Below are 21,790 nucleotides of genomic sequence, written 5' to 3' on the forward strand. Positions count from 1 at the left end.
GGTAACAATAGGAAGAAAATGAGGAGGGAGAGGACTCTCCCCCCGCGTAAATCAGTGCAGCGCAGCCGTCAAACCACCGGCAACAATCAATGCCAGCACGATAAAGGTGGTCACCAGCGAAAACTTCAGATCGGAACTCATCAATTTTTCTCCTTTTAATCACCCCACGAAAAGTGAGCTTGCTCATTTTTACACAGTTTACGTCAAAAATCTTCCTGGATTTAAACTGATATCCACTTTAGCTCTTCCCCTTTTCATCAAGATAGGACAAAATTCCACGCTAAATTTATTAGCGTACCGGCCATTGACCCCCTCCTGACGTCCTGTGTCGTTTTCCCGGCGTGTCGCAACTCAAGATTGCGTAATAAGGGTGAGAGAAGGCAAACGTTTACCTTCAAGTTTTTCAGGAGTTTAGGATATGGTCTGGAGTGACATTGAATGGCAACAATAAAAGACGTAGCAAAACGCGCAAACGTTTCCACTACAACCGTATCACATGTAATTAACAAAACCCGCTTCGTCGCGGAAGAGACGCGCAACGCCGTCTGGGCGGCGATCAAGGAGTTACATTACTCCCCAAGTGCGGTTGCGCGCAGCCTGAAGGTGAATCACACCAAGTCGATTGGCCTGCTGGCGACCAGCAGTGAAGCTGCCTATTTTGCCGAAATCATCGAAGCCGTTGAGAAAAACTGCTTCCAGAAAGGCTATACGCTGATTCTGGGCAACGCGTGGAACAGCATTGAGAAGCAGCGCGCCTACCTGTCGATGATGGCGCAAAAGCGCGTCGATGGCCTGCTGGTAATGTGTTCCGAGTACCCAGAGTCCGTACTGTCCATGCTGGAAGAGTACCGCCACATCCCGATGGTGGTGATGGACTGGGGCGAAGCGCGCGCGGACTTCACCGATTCCGTTATCGATAATGCCTTTGAAGGCGGCTATATGGCCGGTCGTTATCTGATCGAACGCGGTCACCGCGAGATTGGCGTGATCCCGGGTCCGCTGGAGCGCAACACCGGTGCGGGCCGTCTGGCCGGGTTTATGAAGGCAATGGAAGAGGCGCTCATCACCGTGCCGGAAAACTGGATTGTCCAGGGCGACTTTGAGCCGGAATCCGGTTACCGCGCAATGCAGCAGATTGTCTCCCAACCGCATCGCCCGACGGCTGTTTTCTGTGGTGGCGATATTATGGCGATGGGCGCACTCTGCGCCGCCGACGAGCTGGGCCTGCGGGTGCCGCAGGATATTTCCGTGATCGGGTATGACAACGTGCGTAACGCGCGCTTCTTCACCCCGGCGCTGACCACCATTCACCAGCCAAAAGACTCGCTGGGCGAAACGGCTTTCAACATGCTGATGGACAGGATCGTCAACAAGCGTGAAGAATCCCAGTCGATTGAAGTTCACCCACGCCTCATCGAGCGCCGCTCCGTGGCGGACGGTCCGTTCCGCGACTATCGCCGTTAATCGCTTACGGAGCCAGTTATGCTGGCTCCCGTAGCCACTCCCGATTCAACGTTTCACTGTCTCCCAGATAATCCAGAAGCCAGGCCATCGCAGGCGACACGTCGTTTTGCTGCCAGGTCAGACAGCAGGCCGCATCCGGGAACGGATTTTCCAGCGTCAGCGCTGTCCACTCTCCGGTATCGATGCGCGGACGCGCGAAGTGAACGGGCACCATCGCCACGCACAGCCCCGCAGAAAGACAGGTTGCCGACGATTCCCAGTCAGGGGCCACCACGCGGCGCTGGTTGTCCAGGAGCCAGGTGATGCGCTTGGGCAGCGAGCGCGAGGTATCTTCCAGCACCAGCGATGGCCAGTTGCGCAGCGTGTCATCGCTGAGAGGGCCTTCCATTGCCGCCAGCGGATGATCGCGGGCGACAACGCAGGTCCAGCTCAGCATCCCCATATCGCGAAACGCATAGCGTCCCCCAACGGGGATCGCCTGCGTTGCCCCAATCGCCATCTCCACCCTGCCATCTGCCAGCGCATCCCAGACGCCGTTGAACACCTCCTGAGAGACCCGCAGTTCGACATCAGAAAAATGACGATAGAAATCCACGATCATTTGCCGGGTCCGTTCCGGCTTAACGATATTATCCACCGCGATGGAGAGATGGCCTCGCCAGCCGTTAGCGATCTGCTGACACTGCTCGCGGGTGATCTGCATTTTTTTGATGACAGAACGCCCTTCCTTCAAAAACCACGCGCCTGCAGGCGTTAATTCCACGTCGCGATGACGCCGCTCGAACAGCGGAACCGCCAGCCACTCTTCCAGCTGACGCACGGTGTAACTGATCGCCGAGGGTACGCGGTGTAACTCCTGTGCGGCACCGGTGAAACTGCCGTTACGGGCAACAGCATCCACAACTTCAAGAGAATAATCTGACCACATGTTCTGCCTGCAAAAAATTTGAATGCACTCAGCAAATATTAGCGTTTCACAAGCCGCTTTGCACTCCCTACACTCTGCGCCAACGTACACCTGACTCCTCAGGAGAATAAAACAATGCAACCCAGGAAAGGATTTTTAGTCTGGCTCGGCGGCTTAAGCGTGCTGGGCTTTTTAGCGACCGACATGTATCTGCCCGCATTTGCCGCGATGCAGGAAGATCTGCAAACCCCCGCAGCCGCTATCAGCGCCAGCCTGAGCCTGTTCCTCGCCGGTTTTGCCTTCGCGCAACTGCTTTGGGGGCCGCTCTCCGACCGCTTTGGTCGTAAACCGGTGCTGCTGCTGGGTCTGGCTATTTTTGCCGTGGGCTGCCTGGGCATGCTGTGGGTACGTGACGCCACCTGGCTGCTGGTACTGCGATTCATTCAGGCCGTTGGCGTCTGTGCTGCAGCGGTCACCTGGCAGGCGCTGGTGACGGATTATTACCCGGCATCACGCACTAACCGAATTTTCGCCACCATTATGCCGCTGGTCGGTCTCTCGCCTGCCCTCGCACCGTTGCTCGGAAGCTGGATCCTGGCCCATTTTGACTGGCAGGCGATCTTCGCCACGCTCTTTGCCATCACGCTGGTACTGATGCTGCCTGCGTTTTTCCTCAAGCCTGCGCATAAAAAAGAGACGCATCCTGACTCGAAGCCGATTACCTTTGCCTCGCTGCTGCGTTCAAAAGCGTATCGTGGCAACGTCCTGATTTACGCGGCCTGTTCCGCCAGTTTCTTCGCGTGGCTGACTGGCTCGCCGTTCATTCTGCACGATATGGGATACAGCCCGGCGGCAATCGGCCTGAGTTATGTTCCACAGACCATCGCTTTCCTGGTGGGCGGCTACGGCTGTCGTGCAGCGCTGCAGAAGTGGGAAGGCCAGCAGATGCTGCCCTGGCTACTGGTGCTGTTCGCGTTAAGCGTTTTCGGCACATGGGCCGTCGGGTTTATTCCGGGTACGGGCCTGACCGAAATTTTGATTCCGTTCTGCGTCATGGCGGTCGCTAACGGTGCTATTTACCCCATCGTGGTAGCGCAGGCGTTACGTCCGTTCCCACAGGCGACGGGACGCGCCGCCGCGCTGCAGAACACGTTACAGCTGGGTCTGTGCTTCCTGGCGAGTCTGGTGGTCTCTGCGTTGATTGCCACGCCGCTCCTGACCACCACCAGCGTGATGCTGGTGACCGTTGCGCTGGCTGCCCTTGGCTACCGTATGCAGTCTTCCGCTCAGCGCGAGCAGAATGCGCGGCAGAAAGTGGAAACGTCGCACGCATAATCGCGCCAGAAATTATGTTAAGACATAGTGATTAGGTTGCTAAGAATTTTCTATTGAATCACCAAATTTTGAGGCCTATACTAAATTTGGTTCGATTAAATACGATAAATATTAAGTGTTAACGGGAGCCGGAGTGCTCCCGTTTTACCATGGAAGGCTTTTCGGCAAGGGTTATCTCCCTTCCTCTGTTCTACGTCGGATATTAGCCTCGCGGGCATTTACCGTGAGATTTCTCACAAACCCAAAAAAGCGTCTACGCTGTTTTAAGGTTCTGATCACAGCAAGGTGATGGAGAAGCTATGAGTTCATCGTGTATAGAAGAAGTCAGCGTTCCGGACGATAACTGGTCCCGGATCGTCAGTGAACTGTTGGGGCGTGCGGGCATCACGATTAATGGGTCTTCCCCCGCCGATCCGCAGGTCAAACATCCCGATTTTTTTAAACGCGTCTTGCAGGAGGGATCGTTAGGCCTGGGCGAAAGCTATATGGACGGCTGGTGGGAGTGTGAACGTCTGGACATGTTTTTCTCCAGCGTATTGCGCGCCGGTCTTGAAAATCAACTCCCTCGCCACTTCAAAGATACGCTGCGTATCGCCTCCGCTCGACTGTTCAATCTGCAAAGTAAAAAGCGGGCATGGATCGTCGGTAAAGAGCACTACGATCTCGGTAATGACCTGTTCAGCCGTATGCTTGATCCCTTAATGCAATATTCCTGCGGCTACTGGAAAAAGGCCACAACGCTTGAAGAGGCGCAGCAAGATAAACTGCGTCTAATCTGCGAGAAACTGCAGTTAAAACCGGGTATGCGCGTGCTGGATATCGGCTGCGGCTGGGGCGGTCTGGCGTATTTTATGGCGAAGCATTACGGTGCCAGCGTTGTGGGCGTGACGATTTCAGCTGAGCAACAAAAAATGGCGCAGGCACGCTGCCAGGAGCTGGATGTCGATATTCGGCTTCAGGACTACCGCGACCTGAACAAACAGTTCGACCGCATCGTTTCCGTTGGCATGTTCGAGCACGTGGGTCCGAAAAACTACAGAACCTATTTTGACGTTGCCGACCGAAACCTGAAGCCTGACGGTATTTTCCTGCTCCATACCATTGGTTCTAAGCGCACCGACAATAACGTCGACCCGTGGATCAATAAATACATCTTTCCGAATGGCTGTTTACCGTCCGTGCGGCAGATTGCTAACGCCAGCGAGCCCCACTTCATTGTGGAAGACTGGCATAACTTCGGCGCGGATTACGACACCACATTGATGGCATGGCACTCCCGTTTTCAGGAAGCCTGGCCTGAGATTGCAGACAACTATTCCGAACGGTTCAAACGCATGTTTAGCTATTATCTGAATGCCTGTGCAGGTGCGTTCCGTGCGCGGGATATTCAGCTCTGGCAGGTTGTTTTCAGTCGCGGCATTGAACACGGATTACGTGTCGCCCGCTAAAAAAATAACCCCGGATATCCGGGGTTATTTTTTATTCTTCCTCAACGGCTTTTATTATCGCCGCCTCTTTCGCCGCCAGGACGCGTTCAACGGTATCCACAACCGCCTGGGTTTGCGGATCGATTTCGATATTCACGCGATGCCCCAGTTTTTTTGCGCCCAGCGTTGTGCGCTGCAGCGTTTCGGGAATTAAATGCACGCAAAAGCGCGTCGGCGTCACTTCTCCGACCGTCAGACTAATCCCATCAATACCAATAAATCCTTTATACAGGATGTATTTCATTAATGCGGGATCCTGAACTTTAAACCAGATTTGACGGTTATTTTCCGAGGTCACAATTTTTGCGACCTCGGCGGTGGTCATGATGTGGCCCGACATCAGATGGCCGCCGATCTCGTCGCTGAACTTCGCCGCGCGCTCAACGTTGACGGTATCCCCCACCACCAGTTCACCCAGGTTGGTGATACGCAGCGTCTCTTTCATTAAATCGAAGCTAATCTGGTTACCGTTAATTTCGGTCACCGTCAGGCAGCAGCCGTTATGTGCAATCGAGGCGCCGGTCTCTATGCCGTCGAGCATATATTCCGGCAGCTCAACCACGTGAGTGCGGAAATTGGGTTTTTCATCAATGGACACCACTTTGGCGGTGCCCTGCACAATACCAGTAAACATGCTTACAACTCCTGTTTTTTCCGGACGGTGGTGACACCGTTTAATCCCATCACAATAACAGTTGGAAAAACAGGTTGCCAGTGGAGCGCATTTTCTGGCGATTTTTTCACTAGATAAATAGTTAAAGCCCGCTACAATAGCTGGCACCCCCCTGCATTTTCTTCTTGCTGCCCGTTTCGGCGGCTTTTTTAGTCTCTCAAATAACTACAAAATAAAGGTGTTCACGTGCAGAAGTACATGAATGAAGCGCGCCAGTTATTGGCACTGGCTATACCAGTGATCATCGCGCAAGTGGCCCAAACCGCAATGGGATTTGTGGATACGGTAATGGCAGGTGGTTACAGCGCCACCGATATGGCTGCCGTGGCAATCGGCACTTCTATCTGGCTACCGGCCATCCTGTTTGGTCACGGTTTACTGCTCGCGCTCACGCCAGTTATTGCACAGCTGAACGGCTCGGGCCGCCGCGAGCGCATTGCCCACCAGGTTCGTCAGGGTTTTTGGCTGGCAGGGTTTGTCTCCGTGCTGATTATGGTGGTGCTCTGGAACGCCGGGCACATCATTCGCGCAATGGACAACATTGACCCGGCGCTGGCGGATAAAGCCGTGGGCTATCTGCGCGCCCTGCTCTGGGGCGCGCCTGGCTACCTCTTTTTCCAGGTGGCGCGTAACCAGTGTGAAGGTCTGGCAAAAACCAAACCCGGTATGGTGATGGGCTTTATCGGTCTGCTGGTCAATATCCCGGTGAACTACATCTTTATTTACGGCCACTTCGGCATGCCGGAGCTGGGCGGCGTCGGGTGCGGCGTGGCGACGGCAGCCGTATACTGGGTGATGTTCTTCTCAATGATCACCTTTGTAAAACGCGCCCGTTCCATGCGCGATATTCGCAACGAGAAAAGATTTAGCACGCCGGACTGGAACATCATGACGCGCCTGGTGCAGTTAGGCCTGCCTATCGCGCTGGCGCTGTTCTTCGAAGTGACTCTGTTTGCCGTGGTCGCCCTGCTGGTCTCCCCGTTGGGCATTATTGATGTCGCGGGCCACCAGATTGCGCTGAACTTCAGTTCCCTGATGTTCGTCCTGCCGATGTCACTGGCAGCGGCGGTGACGATTCGCGTAGGGTTCCGTCTGGGCCAGGGGTCAACGCTGGATGCGCAAACGGCCGCCCGGACCGGGCTGGGCGTCGGCGTCTGCATGGCCGTCTGTACGGCGCTCTTTACCGTTGCATTACGCGAGCAGATTGCGCTGCTCTACAACGACAACCCGGAAGTCGTCACGCTGGCGTCGCACCTGATGCTGCTGGCCGCAATTTACCAGATCTCTGACTCCATCCAGGTGATTGGCAGCGGCGTGCTGCGCGGATATAAAGATACGCGTTCTATTTTCTTTATAACGTTTATCGCCTATTGGGTGCTGGGACTGCCGACAGGCTACATCCTGGCGCTTACCGATCTGGTGGTTGATCGCATGGGTCCGGCAGGGTTCTGGATGGGCTTTATCATCGGTCTGACCTCTGCGGCCATCATGATGATGCTGCGTATGCGTTTTCTGCAACGCCAGCCTTCCATGGTCATTTTGCAACGCGCCGCACGTTAAACAGGCAGTAGCCGCCAGCTGGCGGCTACTTTCTCTTCACTTTGCGCGGTAATGAAGCAATCGCGTGAATTTAGAGAGAAAAATGCGTTTTCCCTCTTGCCTCAAAGATGCTGTGCCGCTAATATTCGTCCCCGTTGTCACCGACAACACGTTGCGTTCATAGCTCAGTTGGTTAGAGCACCACCTTGACATGGTGGGGGTCGTTGGTTCGAGTCCAATTGAACGCACCATTCTGCGTCCGTAGCTCAGTTGGTTAGAGCACCACCTTGACATGGTGGGGGTCGGTGGTTCGAGTCCACTCGGACGCACCATTTCAGTCCTGAAATGGTGCAAATCCTCTCTTTATGTTCTGAATTATCCCAATCTCCTGATTTCTTAATTATTCTCCTGCTACGCTTTTCTCATGACAAAAAAAGCAGGAAGAACGCCGATGAAGAAAATCGCGATTATTGGCTCCGGCCCAACAGGGATTTACACCTTTTACGCACTTCTTAAAAATCCGCAGCCGCTTTCTATCTCCGTCTTTGAACAAGCTGATGAAGCTGGCGTGGGTATGCCCTATAACGACGACGAAAACTCTCGTCTGATGCTGGCGAACATTGCAAGCATTGAAATCCCGCCCATTTTTATGACCTATCTCGACTGGCTTAAGGGCCAGAGCGAAGCCCATCTGGCGCGCTTTAAGGTTGATAAAGCCCGTTTGCATGACCGGCAGTTCCTGCCCCGGCTCCTGCTGGGTGAGTATTTCCGCGACAGCTTTCTCACGGTTGTAAAAGAGGCTAAAAAATTAGGATTCAAGGTCGAGATCCACGAATCCTCGGAAGTCACAGATATCGAGGTCAACTCAAACGCTATTACGCTTTCAGTTAACGGTGATGCGTTCGCCGATCGGTATGACCTTGCGGTTATCGCCACCGGCCACGTCTGGCCAGGCGAAGATGAAGCCACGCGCACGTTCTTCCCAAGCCCGTGGTCAGGACTCATGGACGCCGAAATCCGCCCCTGCAAGGTGGGCATTATGGGAACGTCTTTGAGCGGCCTGGACGCGGCCATGGCGGTGGTGATGCAGCACGGCGAGTTTGTGGACGACGCGTTCATTCTGGATAAAGGAAGCGAGGCGCTAAAAATTGTCCTGATGTCCCGGACCGGCATTTTACCAGAGGCCGATTTTTACTGCCCGATCCCTTACGAGCCGCTGTCGGTACTGACTGAATTCGTGGTTCAAACCGAGATTGCCAAAGGGGCAGACGGCTTGCTGGACCGCATCTTCGCCCTGATGGTTAAAGAGCTTGAACTTGCCGACCCGGCGTGGTGCGAGGCCATATCGCTGTGGCAACAGGACGCAGACAGCCTTCGCGAGGCGTGGTTTGAAGAGCGTAAACAGCACGGTCCCTTTACCTGGGCGGAAGAGAATCTCAAAGAGGTCGAGCGAAACAAACGTGAACGGCGCACCGTGGCCTGGCGCTATACCGTACTTCGCCTGCACGAGATCGTTGCAGAAATCGTACCCGCCCTGAACGAAAAGGACAGAGCGCGGTTCAAAGCCGGGCTGGAGCGCGTGTTTATTGATAACTATGCCGCCATCCCCCCTCAGTCTATTCGCAGGCTGCTTGCCCTGCGCGAGGCGGGGAGCATAAGCGTAGTGGCATTGGGTGAGGATTACACTCTGGATATCGGTAGTGCTCAAACGGTCATTACCACCAAAGGGCACCGCTACCGCTTCGACGTCTTTATTGATGCGCGCGGGCAGAAACCCCTCAAGACAAAAGATTTACCCTTCCCGTCCTTGCGTAAACTGCTACAAACGACAGGCGACGATATACCCGATGTTGGTGAAGATTACACGCTGCTGGCGCCCGATACGCTTCGCGGACGTATTGCCTTTGGTGCGATACCGTGGCTGATGCACGACCGCCCCTTTGTCCAGGGGCTGGCAGAGTGCGCAGAGATTGGGGAAGCAATGGCAAAAGCGGCAAATAAACCTGCGTCGGTTACGCGCAAAAAGTTACCTTTTATGGAAAACTGACAGGGCCTCCCTGCCCTGAACGGTCTGATTACTCGAAGAAAACCTCCGGGTTTTCAGACAGAGAGATAAAGGTTTTCGTCGCTTTATCCAGCGCGCGAATGTCGCCGCTTTCAATGTCGTACACCCAGCCGTGCAGACGGATGGAATTATTACGCAGGCCCACCGCGACGGACGGGTGGGTCTTAATGTTGCTCAGCTGCGCAAACACGTTCTCCTGCACCATCGCATTCACTTTATCGATCGGCTGATCCCAGGATTTCTTCTCCACCACGGCTTTAGCCGCATCAGAGTAGCGCAGCCAGTGGGAGACCGCAGGCATCGGCTCCAGGTTTGCATTGTCGGCAATCGCTTTCATCGCACCACAGTTAGAGTGGCCACAGATCACGATATCGGTCACACCCAGCGCGACAACCGCGTATTCGATAGTGGCGGAGACGCCGCCTGGCTCTGGCCCGAACGGTGGCACAATATTGCCAGCATTACGAATGACAAAGAGTTGTCCTGGCTCTTGTTGCGTGACCAGTTCTGGCACCAGTCGGCTGTCGGAGCAGGAGATGAACAGCGCTTTGGGATTCTGGCTGGACGCTAAACTGCGGAAGAGCTCTTTACGTTGCGGGAAAATCTCTTTTTGAAAGCTGAGAAAACCTTCAATGATATGTTGCATAGCAATTTCTCTTTTATCTGTTGTAGTTTAGGTATGATCGCGATCACACTCGTAAAGTTTACCCACCGTGCTTTACTTCAGACAAGCAATATATTTTTGGCCCGACCGCTGCACAATATCGTCCGCGAAAGCCTGGATGTTCTGCCCCTCGAACGCGCCATACAGACGCTCAAATTTTCTGCCTTCAAGGCGATGGGTGACGGACGCAACGGTGTGGGCGGGTAGCGGAAGCATATTCGGATAGCTCCACATAAATGAAACGGCGTCTTTCCCCGGCGTGACCTGCAGGATATCCCCCGCCAGCAAAACCCCATCGCCCTCCTGCCAGTGCAGCACCGTTCCGCCCGCAAAGTGGCCGCCGAGACGCAGCAACGTCACGGAGGGGACAATCTCCAGCGTTTCGCCTTGCCAGAAGTGAATGGCCGGACTGTCGCGCATGACCCACTCCCGATCGCTCGCATGAAGATACACCGGCGCGTCGAACGTCTCCGCCCAGTCCTGCATGGTGGTGTAATAGTGAGGGTGTGAAATGGCGATGGCACTGATACCCCCGAGGGCGGCGATCAGCGTTCGGGTTGCCGGGTCGAGGTTGGCGATGCAATCCCACAAAATGTTGCCGTGTGGGGTGCGCAGCAGCAGTGCCCGTTGATTGATGGCAAAGGCGGGCACCGTTTTGATGCTAAAGAGCTGCGGTTCAAGCTGCTGCCATTTGTTGGTATGCGCGGCAGTGACGGTTTCAAGTTCGGTCCACGCCTGCCCGGTAACTGGAACATACTGGCGTTCATCCTCGCAGACAGGGCATCTGTCGGGTTGATACGCATACGAGGTCCCGCAGGCTTTACAGAGTATAATCATGTGCTTTCCTCAGTGACAACGCACTGAGTATGGCAGGGATTATCCTTATGTGCTGCGAGGTACATTCCTGGTTTTTTTTGCCCTATACTGTGCCAGTATCAAAAACTGAACATAGCAGGTGCCACATGGAAATTGATCTCGATAACCTGGTCTTTAACGGACTGGATGAAGCAGAAGAGCGTAACGCCGAACGTCTGGACGACGCAGACAAAAAAGCGCAGGCGATGGTTGCCGATGATGACTGCGGCGACGCCTGCAAGATCTGATTGCAAAGCACCGGTAAAGCCGGTGCTTTTTTTTGATATTACTTCTTCAGCCCGTCAATGGCTGCCTGAGCACAGGCCTCATCCAGATGACCGCCCGGCGCCCCGCCGATACCAATCGCCCCGATCACCTCATCGCCCTCTTTAACGGGTAAGCCACCCGCCAGCAGCAGGAAGCCGGGGATATCACGCATATTCTGCGCGCCCGCGTTGTTCTGCGCCGCTTCCATCACTTTGCCTGAGGCATTCTTCGCGCTGAGCGCCGTGAAGGCTTTCATTTCACTGGCTTTGACCGTATGTGGGCCCGCATTATCGGTGCGCTGTACCGCTTTCACCACACCCGCACGGTCAACCACGGTCACCGAAACCTGATAGTTCTTCGCCAGACACGCCTGAACGGCAGAGTTTGCCAGCGCATTGGCCTGCGCCAGGGAGAGATTCTTCTGACTCACGGAATCTGCCTGCGCAGTCAGGCTTACGCTACCCGCGACCAGCGCTGCCGCCATCATTAACTTTTTCATTGCATAACCTCGAAAAGAATAACTTAAGACCCTTCGAGGATACCGGGACAGGCAACGACGCGTAATTCGGTTGATTACGCACGCATCCTGGTAATTATACGGATTGCAATTTATCGTACTCGCGGCTTGCCTGAACCAGGCACGTGACGCCCAGCTTGGCAAACGCGGCTGCACGATGCGCTTCCACCGTGCGCGGCGACAGGTTAAGCCGCGCCGCCACCTCTTTATTGCTGAGCCCTTCCATCAACACCGCCAATACCTCACGTTCCCGCGCGGTGAGTTGTTCAAAGCGCGCTTTTATGCGTGAGAGCGCCTGCCAGGCGGCGAACCGTCTCTGGCTCTCCTCACACGCCTGCCCCACGGATTCGATAAGCTTGTCCGCATCCAGCGGCTTGGTGAAAAACTCAAAGACGCCGTTACGGAACGCCCGGCGGCAGGCGTCGACGCTACCGTGCCCGGTCATGATAATCACCGGCAGCAGCGGCCACGGCCATTCGCCCTCTTCCAGCCACGTCAGCCCCCCTTTTCCCGGCATGCGCATATCCAGCAGCAGGCAGCCAACGAGCGTTGAGTCCTTAACATGGGCCGTGGTAAACGCGTCGATACTCCCGAATGTCTTCACCTCCCAGCCCATGCCCGAAAGTAAAAATGCCATCGACTCTCTGATGGATTCATCGTCATCGATCAGCCAGATGATATTATCCATGCGTCGTCTCCTTTCCATTAGCCAGTTGCAGGACGATTCGCGCCCCTCCCTCCGGCGAATTCCCCAGCGTAATCGATCCGTTCATGCGCGTCATCAGTGACTCCGTTAAGGTCATCCCCAGGCCAATTCCCTCTTCTCTGCCGCTGTAAAACGGCATAAAGGCATTCTGTAGCGCCTCAGGGCTAAAACCGGGGCCGCCATCCGTCACGATGACCTGAATGCCATTTGCGCCTTTCCGGCTTTCAATCCGCACCCAACCCTGCGCGTTCGCCTGTTGAGCCTGAATCGCATTGCTGAGCAGATTGTGCAGTACCTGCTCAAGCCAGAGTCTGTCAGCCAGAACCGTCGTTGCCTCCGGTGTAAACGCATGGGTGACGATAATATGTTCAGCGCGTCTCTCGTGCTCCAGTAAATTCACAACCTGCTGCCAGCATTGCGCCAGGTCGGTTTCGCGCAGCGTCACTTTCTCCTGCACCACATGTTCACGAAAACGGGTTAACAGAGCGCTGATACGCTGTGTTTGCACCAGCGCTGCTGCCAGTGCCTGGGATACCGCCTGTGGATTGTCCAGCTTTTGCTGCCGCTGCGCGCCCTGGATCCAGGTCTGCACGGCCGTGAGCGGCTGGTTGATCTCATGGACAATACCCGCAGTGATCTCCCCCAGCGTGTTGAGTCGGGCATGCTGGTAATACAAAGCGCGCTGCTCTGCGTCTCGTCTTGCCTTGCGCTGCCAGAGCGCCACGCTGCCCACCGCAATGACCATTCCCCATCCGAGAAAGACGGCCAGGAAGATAAACCACTGAATCCCGAGCCAGTCCGGCTGAGCATCGGCTGAAAGCACGAAGGGTTGCGTTACCTGTGGGAAGGAGCGTGCCCAGTGCCAGAAGGCATCTGAAGAGTGTGGTTCGCTACGCTTCGAATAATAGACGTCGAGGCGCTCAAAGGCGTGATGCGTATTGAGTAGAGGGGCAAGATCCACCCATACACGGATTTGCCGCCAGGGATTGTAGAGCCAGTATTGTCGATCGCTGGCGGGCTCAACGCGGGCGGCGTCCAGCGCGCGTCCGGTTGTTTTCTCCAGCGCAAGAAGATGGGGGAATTTTTTATTCAACGCCGTGATGTCTTCATTACCGCTCAGTAGCGGCAATACAGACTCGTTCTGCGTAAGGACGGCGCTAATCTCAGAAAAGAGCACCGAATACTCGCGATCGCGCTCCCAGAACTGACGGCGGATCTGTTCCGCATACAGCAACACACTGCTTATCAGACAGATCGCCACCCATACGGCGATGCTGCGCTTTATCATCTTTTTTATACTCATCGCATTAACTGGCACCGTCATTCAGGCTACCGACATTACCAGTTAACGTTGATGAGAACAAAAAACGCGGGCGGTATTAGATCTCCGGCGTTTTGCTAAAGCCGGTCAGCATCAGGAGCATACTTTGCGGAGATGATGCCGTCTCAAACTGGTAATGATTTCCCTGACGATCGCCGCCGATATACCACGAAATCTCGGTTTTCCCTTCTGCCAGCGCCTTGCGCACCGCTTTATCCACGTCCACCATCCGGTATTCGCGGGAGTGGTTAAGGTAAAGCACCGCATCCGAACGGTAGTTGCAGGCTGGCCGCGTATGCCAGCTCACGCGGGTCGGATCCCAGTCATTGCTCGCCGGATAGAAGAAAATTTGATCCGCGCCGTTGGTTTCCACTTTCCCGCCATAAATACGCACGCGGTATTTAAACTGCGACGGATCCTGCCCGACAGGCAGCGGCGGAATGTTGAACTTCACCAGCGACAGCGTTTCGCTGTTTTTCGTGCGCCAGCCGTTCTGCCAGTTATCCTGCACCAGCAGGACCTGTGGTTCCGGCTGGGAAAGCGCTGGCTCCAGGCTGCTAAGCCAGACGTTAGCCTTCGCTTTTGAGTAGCCATACGGAACGGTGGTGCCGCAGTCTATCCCGCGGTTCATGCACAGATCGGTCATAAAGCGCGCGGCGTCTTCCGTCCAGCCGTTCATGAAGTCAGCATGCGCCGTATACAGGCTTCCCCACCGCTCTTCGCGCTCGTTGCCGTGCATGATGGGGTCGAGAGAAAGCTGTGCTTTGCTTGTATCCAGGGATCTGACCGTCGGGAGCACGTACGCAATATTCATATTGACGGTCGGAATTTTCACCGGGAAAGCGGACGGGCACTGCCCTTTCGTGTCGTAGGTGGCGTTGACCATCCCGTGGGCAGGCTTCAGGTTGACCCCGTCCCAGCAGTTCGGAAACTGAATGCCGATATTAAACTGCACGGCATCGTTAGCCTTGCGTAAGCCGCACACTTCTCCCGTTTTGGTGGTGTAGCCCTTGCCGTTGGCGCATAAGAACGTGATATGGGGATTCGGCGCGGTGCCATGATGATCGCCCGCCAGCAGCGACAGCCCCGCCGGGAAAGGGTGCAGCGGCCAGACGTCAACGTTCGAGGCCTGATAGTAGGTTTTTTGATAGGCGGGTTTGACCACCGTTCCGTCAGGCAACCTCAGAGAGGGTGCCCAGTAGGCCGAACTGTCGGCTTTGTTATCACAGGTGGTCTTTTCATCTCTACGCAGCGATTCGCGGCTGGAGAAGGCATCCGTTTGCACGTTGCCAAAAAAATCGTGCAGCATGGCCTCGTTGGGCATGCCGTACATCATAATGGCATCATCGCCGAGCGTGTGGGAGTAACCGCAGACGACGTGCGCCTGTGGTGCAGCGTGCGCCGCCTGCATGGCAATCAGTAATGCGGTGGTTGTAAGTGTGGTGGTTAATACTGTCCGTTTCATTATCATCTCCATCTCTGAAAGGAGATAGTGGTAACAAAACGGCTATCGTTTACCGAGGATTTGCCTGCGTATTTTTCCGCTCATCCCTGCTTTACAGTCATCACGCACAGCTCATTCCAGTACATTTCGCGCGTCCGGCGCAACTCAGCGTGACGTTTTATCATAGAACCACTCCGGATCGATGTTGGCAACGTCCACGCCATACAGGCTGGCGACAGGCAGTATCGACTCAAGAACCCGTTGCGCGCTGTTCTCCGCATTGACCTGCCGGGTCGCAAAAAACCGCCGTAACGTGCTTATCCATTTTTTCATTGTCTTTACCCCTCTTCGCTTTGCCTGACCTCAGTTAAACACTCAACTTCGGCGCGAGGGAAATACCAATATCGTCTGTTCATGTGCAGTATCTGCAAATAGCGTCCCCTTTCATTTACCTGTTCATAACACCCTGTTCACTAATGCTTTTTTGCTTATAGCAAAGAACGATTTCTTATTTGGCGATAGCTTTCGCTTATGGGAGCGTAAAGGGACAAAACAAAAAACGACGGGATGACGTATGACTATGGCAGCAAAAACGAAAGGGTTTAACAAACGGACATGGGTTCTGGGATTACTGGCAGCCGGGAGCCTGCTTTCAGCGCAGGTACAGGCCGATCAGCTGGCGGATATTAAGGCCGCAGGGGTGGTGAAAGTCGCCACCTTTGACGCCAATCCGCCGTTTGGCTCTATTGATGCAAAGACGCACGACATCGTGGGTTACGACGTGGACTTTGCCAAAGCGCTGGCAAAATCACTCGGCGTGAAGCTTGAACTGGTTGCCACCAATCCGGCGAACCGAATTCCGTTGCTTCAGTCCGGTAAAGCAGATCTGATCGTGGCGGATATCACCATCACCCCGGAACGCGCACAGGTGATTGATTTCTCCACCCCCTATTTCGTGACCGGCCAACAGTTCCTGGTCCCCGCAAAATCACCCGATAAGCTGGATGAATACAGCCGGGCACGCATTGGTGCGGTGAAAGGGACAACGGGCGAGCAGGCGCTGCACCAGCGTTTCCCGCAGTCTCGCGTGCTCTCTTATGATGATATTCCTCTGGCGCTGACGGCGCTGCGCAACGGCAACGTGCAGGCCATCACCCAGGACAGCACTATTCTTGCAGGCCTGCTGGCACAGGCCCCGGATAAAGCGAACTTTAAAATCCTGCCCGATCTGCTCAGCAAGGAAGAGATTGGCGTTGGGGTGAAAAAAGGTGAAACCGCGCTGCTGAAGGCCGTTAACGACGAACTGGTTAATCTCGAGAAGAACGGCCAGGCGGCAAAAATCTACGATGTCTGGTTTGGCCCAAACACGCCCGCTCCACAGCCTCGCGCCTTTAAAATAGAAGCCCGGTAATATGCTCTCAGGTTTATTTTCACACTCCGCGGCCGGTGCCGCGGATTTTTCACATCTGGAACACGCCAGCGTCGAGTTTCGTGACGTCGTAAAACGTTACGGCGACCATGAGGTATTAAAAGGCATTAACCTCAGCATTTCTCCGGGTGAAGTGGTGGCGATCCTCGGTCCATCCGGTTCAGGGAAATCGACGTTGATCCGTCTTATCAACCAGCTTGAAACCCTCAGTGACGGCGACATTCTGATTGATAACAAACCCACCGCCCGGCTTGCCACTGCGGCACTGCGCCAGTTACGCAGCCGCGTCGGTTTTGTGTTCCAGCAATTTAACCTTTACGCCCACCTCACCGCCAGCCAGAACATTACCCTGGCGCTGGAGCATGTACACGGCTGGAAGCCGCAGCCTGCCCAGGAGCGCGCGCTGGCGCTGCTGGAAAAGGTCGGGATGCTGGAAAAAGCCCATCATTTTCCCGCACAGCTCTCCGGCGGCCAGCAGCAGCGCGTGGCGATTGCTCGCGCGCTGGCCTCCTCGCCGCAAATCATTCTCTTTGATGAACCGACGTCAGCCCTCGATCCCGAGATGATTGGCGAAGTGTTATATGTGATGAAAGCCCTCGCCCACAGCGGGATCACAATGATTGTGGTGACGCACGAGATGCAGTTTGCCAGGGAGATTGCTGACCGGATCGTCTTTATCGACGGCGGACACATTCTCGAAACCGCCCCGCCTGCGCAATTTTTCAGTCAACCGTCGCATCCGCGCGCGCAGCGGTTCCTGCAAAAAGTGCTCGACCCGCTTCACCAGGAGCCGCTGTAATGCCCGCGCTCGACTGGCAGGGAGTGCTGACCGGGCAGCCTCTGCAGTGGATAGTATCCGGTTTTCTCACCACGCTGTGGGTCACGCTCGCGGGCGTGGTAATTGCCACCCTGCTTGCGTTGTTTTTTCTGCTGCTTCGCCTCTCCGCAGGACGGTTCGGTCATGCCGTCGTCAGCGGCTGGGTCTCGCTGTTTCGCAACACGCCGCTGCTGGTGCAGCTCCTGTTCTGGTACTTCGCCGCCTGGAACGGGCTGCCGCTCGGGTTTCGGGACGTCGTGAATGCCGATCACGCCTGGTCGATTTTGCCCGGTGACGTCTGGTGGTTCACGCCTGAATTTTTATGTTCTGCCTGGGGGCTGGGCGTGTTCACCTCGGCCTTTTTAATTGAGGAGATTGAGTCGGGGCTGCGTTCCGTCCCCAACGGACAGCGGGAGGCGGCGCTGGCGCAGGGGTTTTCTGCGTGGCGGTTATTTCGCTACATTCTGCTGCCGCAAGGACTGGCGAATGCCTGGCAGCCTGTCATCGGTCAGTATCTCAACCTGATGAAGCTCTCCTCACTCGCCAGCGGCATTGGCTTTGCCGAACTCACCTATCAGGTGCGGCAGATTGAAAGCTATAACGCGCACGCGCTGGAGGCCTTTACCGTGGGATCCGCACTGTATCTGCTTACCGGCGTGCTAATGGGTATGCTACTGACGCGACTCGGCCCCCGCGCAGGGAGGACTCAGCATGATTGCCGGATTTAACGTGATTGTTGATAACCTGGATTATCTGCTGTGGGGACGTGCTGCTGCGGGTGAACCCGGCGGCGTGTTGCTCTCGCTGCTGATGGCCGCAGGAGCCGCCATACTTGCTCTGCCCTGCGGAATTGCGCTGGCGTGCGCCGCGTGGCGCTATCCCGGGCTTGTGCGTAAGGCGCTGTTCCTGTGGGCAGAGTTGATACGCGGCATTCCGCTCATCTTTGTGATTTTCTGGATGTGGTATCTGCTGCCGCTGATGACCGGCGGCGATCTGCCCGGCGCTCTTACCGTGACGCTGGCGCTGGCCTGGTTCACGGCGGCATCGGTTATGCATTCGGTACTCGCCGGACTAAACGCGTTGCCCGCCGGGCAATATGAAGCGGCACTGACGCAGGGATTCAGCACGCGGCAAACCCTGTGGCGCGTGCTGCTCCCGCAGGTGATGCGCAATATTCTGCCGTCTCTGGTGGGGATATTTATCAGCCTGCTGAAAGATACGTCGCTGGCGTTTATTGTGAACGTACCTGAACTGACCACCGTGGCGGGCCAGGTGAACAACCGGGTGCAAATCTACCCGGCGGCCATTTTTATCTTTACGGGGGTGGTTTACTACCTGCTGTGCTGCTCGCTTGAGCAACTCGCGAAGCGCTGGCGCATTACCCGGCCAGCGCTTTAACCACCGTTTCCATCGCTTCGGTTGTCAATTCACTGCGTTTGACGCGCTGGTTCGCCAGCGCGGTTCGCAGCACACCGGCAATCACAATATGCTTTGGCTCCTGCCCTAAATCACGCATTTCGAGAACAACCTTGCCGACCACCCGACACATCTCCTGGTACAGCGCTTCGTCTTTGGTCACATTGCCCATTACCTTCACTCCATTGCTCTAAAGCGCCAGCTTAAATGATTCATCGGCTGGATACAAAAAAGAAGCCCGACGAGAGACTCGCCGGGCTTCATCTGAAAAATCAGCTAATTAGTTGTTTACGGGGATGACCGCGCCTTTGTATTTGGTGCGGATCCAGTCCTGAATCTCTTTGGAGTGCAGAACGTTCACCAGCGCAACGATATCTTTTTTCTTCTCATCACCGCGGTGTACGGTAATGATGTTGGCGTACGGGTTATTTTCACCACTCTCTACCGCAATCGGATCGTGAACCGGGTCCAGACCTGCATCAATCGCGTAGTTGGCGTTGATCACCACCGCAGCGCCTTCATCGTTGTTATACATCTGCGGCAGAAGAGACGCTTCGACGTTAGGTGTGAACTGCAGTTTTTTCGGGTTTTCGACGATATCGCTGATGCGCGCGGTCACTTTATCAATGCCCGGCTTCAGCTTGATCACACCCTCTTTCTCGAAGATAGAGAGAATGCGACCCTCTTCGGAAACCGCGTCACGCATGATGATCTTGCCGCCTTCCGGCAGGTCTTTCAGCGACTTGTATTTTTTAGAGTAGATACCGATTGGCTCAATGTGGATCGCGCCTGCGCTGACAAAATCGTAGTCCTTATCGCCCGCATGATCTTTCAGCACGCTGTTCAGGTAAGGAATGTGCTGGAAATAGTTCGCATCGATGTCACGTCCCGCCAGCGCGGTGTTCGGCAGAATGTAGTCCTGGAACGGTTTAATCTCCAGGTCGATACCCTGCTTCGCCAGAATCGGCTTCGCCTGCTCCAGAATTTCGGCGTGCGGCGTGTTGGACGCGCCTACGGTCAGCGTGTCAGCCCAGGAGGCGAAGCTCAGGGCGCTCAGGGTTGCTGCGGCGATCAGTGTCAGTGTCTTTTTCATGATGATGGTTCCTGTGTGTTATTCGTGTTTATCTTTTATCTAACAGTGAAGTAATGACATCGCCGCAGAACTGGATAATGAAAACGATGATTAAAATGGTCACCGTTGCCACCAGCGTGACGTCACCATGGTTGCGCTGGAATCCTTCCAGATAAGCCAGATTTCCCAAACCGCCGGCACCAATCACCCCCGCCATTGCGCTGTAGCTCACCAGCGCAATCAGCGTCACCGTAATACCTGAAACCAGTGCAGGTGATGATTCCGGCAGTAAAACCCGAAACACTAACGTGCTCAGTCGTGCGCCCATCGAGCGCGTTGCTTCTATAACGCCTTTATCCACTTCACGCAGGGCGATTTCCACCAGGCGTGCGTAGAACGGTGCTGCGCCCACAATCAGCGCCGGGAGTGCCGCGTTGGCGCCAAGGATGGTCCCCACGATGGTTTTCGTGAACGGGATCAGCAATACAATCAGGATGATGAACGGAATGGAGCGGAACACGTTCACCACAATCGAAATCACGCTGTAGACCGTGCGGTTATGGAACAGCCCGCCGCGCGCGGTTAAAAACAGCGCCAGACCGAGCACGAGCCCCAGAACAAAGGTCGCCACGCCGGAGAGCGCGGTCATGTACAGCGTCTCCTGGGTTGCTGCCCACAGCTGGTCCCACTTCAGATGCGGAAAGAGATCCTCAGTCATGTTTAATCACCTCGCCTTCAATATCGCTGTGCTGCAGGTCGGCGAGGATATTGTTCAGTTGTTCATCAGATGCCACTACGTGCACCCAGAGTTGCCCGAAAACACCGTGGGCGGTTTGCGTCATTTTTCCGTGCAGGATGTTAAACGGCAGGCCATAGCGCAGCGTTAATTCACCGACGACAGGCTTATGCGTGCTATGTCCGGTAAAGGTCAGCTTGATAACCGTGCCTTCGAGTTCATTTGCCAGCTCAGCGTTGAAGGTCTCTTCCTCGGCGTACTGGCTCACCTGACGAACAAACTGCTGCGTGATGGGCTGCTGCGGATGGGTGAAGACGCTCAGGACGTCGCCCTCTTCCACCACCTTGCCATTCTCCATCACCGCCACGCGGTCGCAGATTTTGCGCACCACGTGCATCTCGTGGGTGATCAGCACGATGGTGAGTTTGAAACGACGGTTAATATCCAGCAGCAGATCGAGGATCTGATCGGTGGTCTGTGGGTCAAGAGCCGACGTGGCTTCGTCGCAGAGCAGCACGTCCGGGTTATTGGCCAGCGCGCGCGCAATGCCCACGCGCTGTTTTTGCCCGCCGCTCAGCTGGGACGGGTACGCATTCTCGCGCCCTTTCAGGCCGACCAAATCCACCAGCTCAGCAACGCGCGCCTTGATATTGGCTTTAGGCACGCCCGCAATTTGCATCGAGAAGGCGATGTTCTCGTTAACCGTTCGCGACCAGAGCAGGTTGAAATGCTGGAACACCATGCTGATCTTCAGTCGCGCCTGCCGTAAGGCTTCGCCCTTAGCGGCAGAAATATTTTGCCCGTTGATGGTTACGCTGCCGGTACTGGGTTTTTCCAGACCGTTCAGCAGGCGGATAAGCGTACTTTTCCCGGCACCGCTGTAACCGATAATCCCGTAAATCTGTCCCTGCGCTATCGTCAAATTGACATTATCAACGGCTGTCAGTGCCACCTTTCCGTTGTCAAAAACCTTCGAAATATTGCTCAGTACAATCATTCTTATTCGTTATCCGTTCCGCCCATGGCGGTTTAGCAGTATGGATGTCCAAACGATAGTAAACAGGCGTTATCAGGTT

At 55.2% G+C, this 21,790-nt stretch carries 24 protein-coding genes and 2 tRNA genes; 12 read left to right on the forward strand and 14 right to left on the reverse strand.

All coding sequences use genetic code 11. The features are described from left to right. Window positions 1–51: 51 nt before the first annotated feature. Window positions 52–141: a YnhF family membrane protein gene (locus tag HV355_RS14545; protein ID WP_042717882.1), complete on the reverse strand. Its 90-nt coding sequence runs from the start codon at window positions 139–141 to the stop codon at window positions 52–54. A 297-nt stretch (window positions 142–438) separates the two neighbouring features. Between HV355_RS14545 and purR the strand changes: the two genes are divergently transcribed. Next, a complete protein-coding gene (gene purR / locus HV355_RS14550) occupies window positions 439–1,464 on the forward strand; it encodes an HTH-type transcriptional repressor PurR (RefSeq protein WP_010430302.1) in 1,026 nt (341 codons plus the stop codon). A gap of 16 nt (window positions 1,465–1,480) precedes the next feature. Here purR and punR read toward each other — a convergent pair whose 3' ends face one another. Further along, window positions 1,481–2,392 (reverse strand): DNA-binding transcriptional activator PunR, encoded by a 912-nt coding sequence (punR, locus tag HV355_RS14555; protein WP_174339410.1) that lies wholly within the window; start codon window positions 2,390–2,392, stop codon window positions 1,481–1,483. Between the two features lie 114 nt (window positions 2,393–2,506). Here punR and punC point away from each other — a divergent pair, with 114 nt between their 5' ends. Beyond that, window positions 2,507–3,706: a purine nucleoside transporter PunC gene (gene punC, locus HV355_RS14560; RefSeq protein WP_182402422.1), complete on the forward strand. Its 1,200-nt coding sequence runs from the start codon at window positions 2,507–2,509 to the stop codon at window positions 3,704–3,706. A 299-nt stretch (window positions 3,707–4,005) separates the two neighbouring features. After that, entirely contained in the window at window positions 4,006–5,154 is a 1,149-nt protein-coding gene (gene cfa, locus HV355_RS14565) for a cyclopropane fatty acyl phospholipid synthase (protein ID WP_182402424.1), read from the forward strand. A gap of 31 nt (window positions 5,155–5,185) precedes the next feature. On the opposite strand, the gene HV355_RS14570 is transcribed toward cfa, so the two are convergent. After that, on the reverse strand, window positions 5,186–5,827 hold the full coding sequence (locus tag HV355_RS14570) for a riboflavin synthase (protein WP_010430291.1): 642 nt from the start codon (window positions 5,825–5,827) through the stop codon (window positions 5,186–5,188). 225 nt (window positions 5,828–6,052) lie between these two features. Here HV355_RS14570 and mdtK point away from each other — a divergent pair, with 225 nt between their 5' ends. The 4 genes from mdtK to HV355_RS14590 all read left to right on the forward strand — a co-directional run bounded on the left by mdtK (window position 6,053) and on the right by HV355_RS14590 (window position 9,452). Further along, complete coding sequence (gene mdtK, locus HV355_RS14575) at window positions 6,053–7,426, forward strand: MdtK family multidrug efflux MATE transporter (RefSeq protein WP_108416850.1); 1,374 nt, start codon at window positions 6,053–6,055, stop codon at window positions 7,424–7,426. A gap of 153 nt (window positions 7,427–7,579) precedes the next feature. Then, window positions 7,580–7,656 (forward strand) — tRNA-Val (locus HV355_RS14580). 4 nt (window positions 7,657–7,660) lie between these two features. Further along, window positions 7,661–7,737 (forward strand) — tRNA-Val (locus HV355_RS14585). Window positions 7,738–7,856: 119 nt separating this feature from the next. Next, the gene (locus HV355_RS14590) at window positions 7,857–9,452 is read left to right on the forward strand and encodes an FAD-NAD(P)-binding protein (protein WP_182402426.1); all 1,596 of its coding nucleotides are present in this window, start codon (window positions 7,857–7,859) and stop codon (window positions 9,450–9,452) included. Between the two features lie 28 nt (window positions 9,453–9,480). Here the strand turns inward: HV355_RS14590 and HV355_RS14595 are convergent, their stop codons facing one another. Together HV355_RS14595 and HV355_RS14600 are read right to left on the reverse strand one after the other, a co-directional pair. Next, entirely contained in the window at window positions 9,481–10,116 is a 636-nt protein-coding gene (locus HV355_RS14595) for a carbonic anhydrase (RefSeq protein ID WP_010430283.1), read from the reverse strand. A 72-nt stretch (window positions 10,117–10,188) separates the two neighbouring features. After that, a complete protein-coding gene (locus tag HV355_RS14600) occupies window positions 10,189–10,971 on the reverse strand; it encodes an MBL fold metallo-hydrolase (RefSeq protein ID WP_108416848.1) in 783 nt (260 codons plus the stop codon). A 125-nt stretch (window positions 10,972–11,096) separates the two neighbouring features. Between HV355_RS14600 and HV355_RS14605 the strand changes: the two genes are divergently transcribed. After that, entirely contained in the window at window positions 11,097–11,237 is a 141-nt protein-coding gene (locus tag HV355_RS14605; RefSeq protein ID WP_010430278.1) for a hypothetical protein, read from the forward strand. Between the two features lie 38 nt (window positions 11,238–11,275). Here the strand turns inward: HV355_RS14605 and HV355_RS14610 are convergent, their stop codons facing one another. From HV355_RS14610 to HV355_RS14630, 5 genes are all read right to left on the reverse strand, one after another. Next, window positions 11,276–11,755: a heme-binding protein gene (locus tag HV355_RS14610; RefSeq protein WP_126543829.1), complete on the reverse strand. Its 480-nt coding sequence runs from the start codon at window positions 11,753–11,755 to the stop codon at window positions 11,276–11,278. A 94-nt stretch (window positions 11,756–11,849) separates the two neighbouring features. Continuing rightward, complete coding sequence (locus tag HV355_RS14615; RefSeq protein WP_182402427.1) at window positions 11,850–12,461, reverse strand: LuxR C-terminal-related transcriptional regulator; 612 nt, start codon at window positions 12,459–12,461, stop codon at window positions 11,850–11,852. Further along, window positions 12,454–13,767, reverse strand: coding sequence for an ATP-binding protein (locus HV355_RS14620; protein ID WP_249420870.1), 1,314 nt, complete (start codon window positions 13,765–13,767; stop codon window positions 12,454–12,456). The genes HV355_RS14615 and HV355_RS14620 overlap by 8 nt, the downstream gene beginning before the upstream one ends. A gap of 91 nt (window positions 13,768–13,858) precedes the next feature. Continuing rightward, window positions 13,859–15,265 carry a DUF1996 domain-containing protein gene (locus HV355_RS14625; RefSeq protein WP_182402431.1) on the reverse strand — a complete coding sequence of 469 codons (1,407 nt, stop codon included), beginning with the start codon at window positions 15,263–15,265 and terminating at the stop codon, window positions 13,859–13,861. A 144-nt stretch (window positions 15,266–15,409) separates the two neighbouring features. Further along, window positions 15,410–15,577 (reverse strand): hypothetical protein, encoded by a 168-nt coding sequence (locus HV355_RS14630; protein WP_042713742.1) that lies wholly within the window; start codon window positions 15,575–15,577, stop codon window positions 15,410–15,412. Between the two features lie 247 nt (window positions 15,578–15,824). Between HV355_RS14630 and HV355_RS14635 the strand changes: the two genes are divergently transcribed. The 4 genes from HV355_RS14635 to HV355_RS14650 are packed head-to-tail and all read left to right on the forward strand — an operon-like array spanning window position 15,825 to window position 18,888. Continuing rightward, a complete protein-coding gene (locus HV355_RS14635) occupies window positions 15,825–16,655 on the forward strand; it encodes an ABC transporter substrate-binding protein (protein WP_182402533.1) in 831 nt (276 codons plus the stop codon). 1 nt (window position 16,656) lies between these two features. Then, on the forward strand, window positions 16,657–17,472 hold the full coding sequence (locus tag HV355_RS14640) for an amino acid ABC transporter ATP-binding protein (RefSeq protein WP_010430263.1): 816 nt from the start codon (window positions 16,657–16,659) through the stop codon (window positions 17,470–17,472). After that, window positions 17,472–18,218 carry an amino acid ABC transporter permease gene (locus HV355_RS14645; RefSeq protein WP_182402433.1) on the forward strand — a complete coding sequence of 249 codons (747 nt, stop codon included), beginning with the start codon at window positions 17,472–17,474 and terminating at the stop codon, window positions 18,216–18,218. Before HV355_RS14640 ends, HV355_RS14645 begins: the two co-directional genes overlap by 1 nt. Continuing rightward, window positions 18,202–18,888: an amino acid ABC transporter permease gene (locus HV355_RS14650; protein WP_010430258.1), complete on the forward strand. Its 687-nt coding sequence runs from the start codon at window positions 18,202–18,204 to the stop codon at window positions 18,886–18,888. Before HV355_RS14645 ends, HV355_RS14650 begins: the two co-directional genes overlap by 17 nt. On the opposite strand, the gene fumD is transcribed toward HV355_RS14650, so the two are convergent. From fumD to HV355_RS14670, 4 genes are all read right to left on the reverse strand, one after another. Next, window positions 18,869–19,078: a fumarate hydratase FumD gene (fumD, locus tag HV355_RS14655; protein ID WP_008500615.1), complete on the reverse strand. Its 210-nt coding sequence runs from the start codon at window positions 19,076–19,078 to the stop codon at window positions 18,869–18,871. The two genes, HV355_RS14650 and fumD, sit on opposite strands and share 20 nt — an antisense overlap. A 108-nt stretch (window positions 19,079–19,186) precedes the next feature. Continuing rightward, the gene (locus HV355_RS14660; RefSeq protein ID WP_010430254.1) at window positions 19,187–19,999 is read right to left on the reverse strand and encodes a MetQ/NlpA family ABC transporter substrate-binding protein; all 813 of its coding nucleotides are present in this window, start codon (window positions 19,997–19,999) and stop codon (window positions 19,187–19,189) included. A 28-nt stretch (window positions 20,000–20,027) separates the two neighbouring features. Next, complete coding sequence (locus HV355_RS14665) at window positions 20,028–20,696, reverse strand: methionine ABC transporter permease (RefSeq protein ID WP_108416844.1); 669 nt, start codon at window positions 20,694–20,696, stop codon at window positions 20,028–20,030. Continuing rightward, window positions 20,689–21,711 carry an ATP-binding cassette domain-containing protein gene (locus HV355_RS14670; RefSeq protein ID WP_100166927.1) on the reverse strand — a complete coding sequence of 341 codons (1,023 nt, stop codon included), beginning with the start codon at window positions 21,709–21,711 and terminating at the stop codon, window positions 20,689–20,691. Before HV355_RS14670 ends, HV355_RS14665 begins: the two co-directional genes overlap by 8 nt. Between the last annotated feature and the right edge of the window lie 79 nt (window positions 21,712–21,790).

The organism is Enterobacter sp. RHBSTW-01064 (genome assembly GCF_014103035.1).
Classification (GTDB): Bacteria; Pseudomonadota; Gammaproteobacteria; order Enterobacterales; family Enterobacteriaceae; genus Enterobacter; species Enterobacter mori.

Excerpts from the sequence above, each read along its gene's own strand:
- HV355_RS14545 (WP_042717882.1), bottom strand. The coding sequence starts at position 141 with ATGAGTTCCGATCTGAAGTTTTCGCTGGTGACCACCTTTATCGTGCTG.
- purR (WP_010430302.1), top strand. The coding sequence starts at position 439 with ATGGCAACAATAAAAGACGTAGCAAAACGCGCAAACGTTTCCACTACA.
- punR (WP_174339410.1), bottom strand. The coding sequence starts at position 2,392 with ATGTGGTCAGATTATTCTCTTGAAGTTGTGGATGCTGTTGCCCGTAAC.
- punC (WP_182402422.1), top strand. The coding sequence starts at position 2,507 with ATGCAACCCAGGAAAGGATTTTTAGTCTGGCTCGGCGGCTTAAGCGTG.
- cfa (WP_182402424.1), top strand. The coding sequence starts at position 4,006 with ATGAGTTCATCGTGTATAGAAGAAGTCAGCGTTCCGGACGATAACTGG.
- HV355_RS14570 (WP_010430291.1), bottom strand. The coding sequence starts at position 5,827 with ATGTTTACTGGTATTGTGCAGGGCACCGCCAAAGTGGTGTCCATTGAT.
- HV355_RS14590 (WP_182402426.1), top strand. The coding sequence starts at position 7,857 with ATGAAGAAAATCGCGATTATTGGCTCCGGCCCAACAGGGATTTACACC.
- HV355_RS14595 (WP_010430283.1), bottom strand. The coding sequence starts at position 10,116 with ATGCAACATATCATTGAAGGTTTTCTCAGCTTTCAAAAAGAGATTTTC.
- HV355_RS14600 (WP_108416848.1), bottom strand. The coding sequence starts at position 10,971 with ATGATTATACTCTGTAAAGCCTGCGGGACCTCGTATGCGTATCAACCC.
- HV355_RS14605 (WP_010430278.1), top strand. The coding sequence starts at position 11,097 with ATGGAAATTGATCTCGATAACCTGGTCTTTAACGGACTGGATGAAGCA.
- HV355_RS14610 (WP_126543829.1), bottom strand. The coding sequence starts at position 11,755 with ATGAAAAAGTTAATGATGGCGGCAGCGCTGGTCGCGGGTAGCGTAAGC.
- HV355_RS14615 (WP_182402427.1), bottom strand. The coding sequence starts at position 12,461 with ATGGATAATATCATCTGGCTGATCGATGACGATGAATCCATCAGAGAG.
- HV355_RS14620 (WP_249420870.1), bottom strand. The coding sequence starts at position 13,767 with ATGATAAAGCGCAGCATCGCCGTATGGGTGGCGATCTGTCTGATAAGC.
- HV355_RS14625 (WP_182402431.1), bottom strand. The coding sequence starts at position 15,265 with ATGAAACGGACAGTATTAACCACCACACTTACAACCACCGCATTACTG.
- HV355_RS14630 (WP_042713742.1), bottom strand. The coding sequence starts at position 15,577 with ATGAAAAAATGGATAAGCACGTTACGGCGGTTTTTTGCGACCCGGCAG.
- HV355_RS14635 (WP_182402533.1), top strand. The coding sequence starts at position 15,825 with ATGGCAGCAAAAACGAAAGGGTTTAACAAACGGACATGGGTTCTGGGA.
- HV355_RS14640 (WP_010430263.1), top strand. The coding sequence starts at position 16,657 with ATGCTCTCAGGTTTATTTTCACACTCCGCGGCCGGTGCCGCGGATTTT.
- HV355_RS14645 (WP_182402433.1), top strand. The coding sequence starts at position 17,472 with ATGCCCGCGCTCGACTGGCAGGGAGTGCTGACCGGGCAGCCTCTGCAG.
- HV355_RS14650 (WP_010430258.1), top strand. The coding sequence starts at position 18,202 with ATGATTGCCGGATTTAACGTGATTGTTGATAACCTGGATTATCTGCTG.
- fumD (WP_008500615.1), bottom strand. The coding sequence starts at position 19,078 with ATGGGCAATGTGACCAAAGACGAAGCGCTGTACCAGGAGATGTGTCGG.
- HV355_RS14660 (WP_010430254.1), bottom strand. The coding sequence starts at position 19,999 with ATGAAAAAGACACTGACACTGATCGCCGCAGCAACCCTGAGCGCCCTG.
- HV355_RS14665 (WP_108416844.1), bottom strand. The coding sequence starts at position 20,696 with ATGACTGAGGATCTCTTTCCGCATCTGAAGTGGGACCAGCTGTGGGCA.
- HV355_RS14670 (WP_100166927.1), bottom strand. The coding sequence starts at position 21,711 with ATGATTGTACTGAGCAATATTTCGAAGGTTTTTGACAACGGAAAGGTG.